At 43.8% G+C, this 3,861-nt stretch carries 2 protein-coding genes; both read right to left on the minus strand.

Translation table 11 applies throughout. The annotated features are described in order from the left end of the window. Window positions 1-709: 709 nt before the first annotated feature. The gene (locus PX481_RS05835) at window positions 710-2,119 is read right to left on the minus strand and encodes a GumC domain-containing protein (RefSeq protein ID WP_002758131.1); all 1,410 of its coding nucleotides are present in this window, start codon (window positions 2,117-2,119) and stop codon (window positions 710-712) included. 289 nt (window positions 2,120-2,408) lie between these two features. Beyond that, entirely contained in the window at window positions 2,409-3,350 is a 942-nt protein-coding gene (locus PX481_RS05840; RefSeq protein ID WP_002758132.1) for a glycosyltransferase family 2 protein, read from the minus strand. Window positions 3,351-3,861: the final 511 nt, after the last annotated feature.

A 3,861-nucleotide genomic window follows, 5' to 3' on the forward strand; every position in this document is an offset into this window, starting at 1 on the left:
GTCTGGCAAAAGTCTTACAGTCTCTAAACTCTAGCTCTCTTATGGGGTAAGCCTTCAAGCTATCGCTAACTAACAGAAACCCGAAATTTGAGTTTTTATTAGAAAAAAAGTTAGCGATCACTTGTCAACCAAGGGTTTCAGAATCTGGATTCCGTCGGGGATTTCCGAAAGTTCCAGAAGAGCGTTAGCTAGATTGAACAAATTTTTTGACAAGAAGGCATAATGGTCTATTTCTGACCATAAGGGATGGTTTTGACTGATAATATGACGTTCAACTAGCTTCATCTCTTGATTATACCTGATAACGTTCTTAAAATCTATCGGTGGCCAAAGTTACTTATTTTAGTTGTATAGCTACAGAAATGAGTAACTTTAAAAAGCTTTAGGTAGGTTTTTGGTTTCTGTGGTTAACCCCACATTAAGCCGAAAGTGGCAGTGGACAAAACAAGGGTTTTGATAGTGAGTTTCACGGGAAAATCTCCTTAAAAGGCTAGGTACAGTCAAAAGGGTACAACGTACCCTCCCACATCATATTTGTTTTTTTTATGAATGTCCACTACTTTTGATGTAGATTTTTTTTCCACGTTATGGTAAGGGAATCGGGGGACAGGGGGAAAACGCCCATCTGGTGGCGCAGTTAAGAAAGTCAGAAGCCAGAAATCGGGTGGGGAAGAAATTCTGTCTTCTGCCTTGATGGCGGGCAATCTGCCTACTGATGAGATTCTAGCCTCGTGGTTTTGCTATTGTCCCCATCCGAGAATAAATCATCGCTAAATAGATCATCAAGGGGCAGTTCTTCGTCAGAAGGTAAGGATTCTAGATTAGCCATTTCTTCATTATCCAACATACTGAAGAAATCTAGTTCTTCTTGGTCACTCGCAACAGAAGCAACTTTTTGGCGGTTAGATGCAACTGTGGGGGTTTCTTCCGCAAAATAATCGAATAATTCGGGGTTATTGCTGTCAGCGGTATCAGCAAATAAGTCATCTAGAAAATTTTGGTTATCAGCGAATTTTTCGGTGTCGGGGGCTAATAAATCAGAGAAACTGGGGTCACTGCTAACGGTTTCTTGAATCTGACCGTAATTACCCGATAATTCTTCTAGGCTACCGATAGTTCTCGTTTCTTCCTCTAATGTTAAACTGTTGAGAAATTCTATCTCAGCAGCGGACATCTCCCAGTCAGAGATTGCTGGTTCTGCCATGACGGGAAAATCTTCGCTCTCAGTCATTTCTGGAGAAACTAAGGTTTCTTCTGGGCTGTTTAAACCGTCAAATGTCTCCTCGAAAACGGAGGTTTCTAGGGGCATTTCGGGGGCAAATTCTGGTTCCAATACTAGGGTTTCTTCGGTGATAAAACCATCAAAAGGATTCATCTCACTGCTGAATTCTGATTCGGAACCAGGCGTTTCTAGGGGCGTTTCAGGGGCAAATTCTGGTTCCAATACTAGGGTTTCTTCGGTGATAAAACCATCAAAAGGATTTATTTCTTCGTCCCTGGGGCTATCGGGAAAATCATCCCAGGGTTCGACGATTTCAGTGGTTCGATCATCCACTACTGCTTGGCGGGCATTTTCTAGTCCTAACAGTTGGCTTTGATAACTCTGTTCTAGTTGTTGAATTTGCCACTGATAGCCCTTTTCTAATTCTAGAATCTGCGCCTGTTGACTTTGACGCAGAGCCTCTATTTCCCCTTGCTTCCCGTCTATAATCTCTTGTATTTGACTTTGGTAGCTTTGGCGCAATTCCTCGATTTTAGCCTCGTATTCCTGTTCAAGTTGCTGAATTTGGGTTTTATCGGCGACTTCCACTGCTTGAGCGGGAGTTGCGCTGGCTATCTCTTGCAAACGTCCTTGGCTATCTTCTAACTCTTTTTGCAATTTAGCCACTTCTTCTCTATAGGTGGCTTCGATATTGCGAATCCGTTCTTCGGAGAGAGCGAGTGGTTTTAACTGTCCTTTGCTGTCTTTTAACTCCTCTTCGGCTTTACCTAAATCCGCCCGAATTTTCGCATATTTTTGCCGTTCTTCCCTGATTTTTCCCTCTTGCAGGGCATATAAAGCCCCACCCCCGATCGCACCTCCACCGACAAAACCGATTAAAATATCGAAGATATTCATTATGGGATTCCTCCTCTAGGAAAATTTACTTTATAATATGCCCAATCTCAGAGGATAATTCACAAGGGGCAAATGTGGTCAGTGTTTTCCGCCGCTCTTTATGCTGATTGCTTTTGATTGTGGCAGCAATTATCAGAAAAAGAAAGCAAATATTCAGTTTTTTATCGGCAAATGTTCACCCTTAGGGCAGTTATCTCGATGGTGAGGTACAAAGTCTCTGGTTTTAGGGCGGGGTTAGTGACACCTCGTCTTTGTGAGAAACGCTTTCATCGGTGTTCGCCAAGACATTTCACTGAAGCTGCATTTCCCGATAAGCTTGATAAACGCCGCGCACATTGTACCAATTGAGAAAAATGCGGGCAATTTCTAGGGCTAATTGCGGTTTACCTCGATCGATCAACCATTGTAACAGAGGGGAGAGGCTGCGTTCATTCAGGGTTCCCCCTAGGGAAAGTAAACCCCACAACAGTCGATGAATCCAAGTCATTTGAATCATCATCCGCACTTCCCAGGTGGGATGTTTTTGATAAAAAAGCACTCCCATTCGTCCTCGTTGAATTTCCTTATCGATGAGATTGGGAATTTGAGCGAGATTAAAGGGGGGATGCCAATGATAACCGACGGCTTCAGGACATTTAATTAATTTTAGTCCTAATTGCTTCAATCTCACCCCTAATTCCAAATCTTCCCAACCGTAGAGTTGAAACTGGGTATCAAATAATCCCGCCGCTAATAACCATTTTTTAGCGATCGCCACGTTGCCCGTGGCAAAATAGGCGGCGGAGAAATCGGTGATTTTATAGGGTTCACTGGTGGGATGCTCGAAGTTACAGGTATTAATGACACTGCCGTAGGTAAATAAGCGATCGCTGCCGAGACTTGCTGCCCCGGCGGTTAAAGCGTCGGCATGGGCTTGGAGAAAATTTTCTGTCACTACCAGATCGCTATCGATAAAAATAATCGTATCACCACGAGCTTTTTCTACCCCCAGATTCCTAGCGAGCGCCGGTCCGCCGTGATCCTGTTGCCACAGTTGCAGATGGGGTAAATTGCCTTTGTGACTTTCTAGCCAAGCGATCGTCGCATCGGTAGAGCCATCATCGACAAGGACTATTTCGTAGTTTTCCACCTTATTATCGGTTAAACGCTGATTTTCTAGGGCTAGTAAACATTTTTTTAAAATTGCTTGGCGATTGTAGGTAGGGATGACAACACTGATCAGCACGGGCATTCGGGGGTCAAGATTACCGTTTTAGCTTACCAAATAACCTCGGTTCCTTGATTAGACCTCCTGCAAAAATCAACAATCTTCATTCAGGATTGAGGAGACAGGATTGAGGAGACTATTTTTATTTATTCTCCCCATCTCCCCACACACCACACCCCACACCCTACACCCGTTACAGTAGAGCAGGAAGTCGCCTTCCCACCCCCTGCTTCAAAACCGGACTTACGACTTTCGCCGTATCCGGCTCCTGAGTAACTAGGCTACTGTCATTAGTAGAATAATAATGGGAATTATTATTTCCTTGTCTATTCAACCCTCTTGGCTGTATCCCCACCAGACAAGATTGTTGGTTTTAGGGCGTATATGACCGTTGATTGTTGCTTAGACTTCCTAGTTACCCGTCCTTTGTCAGCATATCTTTGATATTACTCAAAGCCTTGGCTTTTAAGGACATCCTCTCCCTCTATTGACTTGCGGATGGTTTCCTACTGCCCCGAACGGGCAGAGTCAATCA

It is taken from the genome of Microcystis sp. M53603_WE2, from assembly GCF_030065435.1.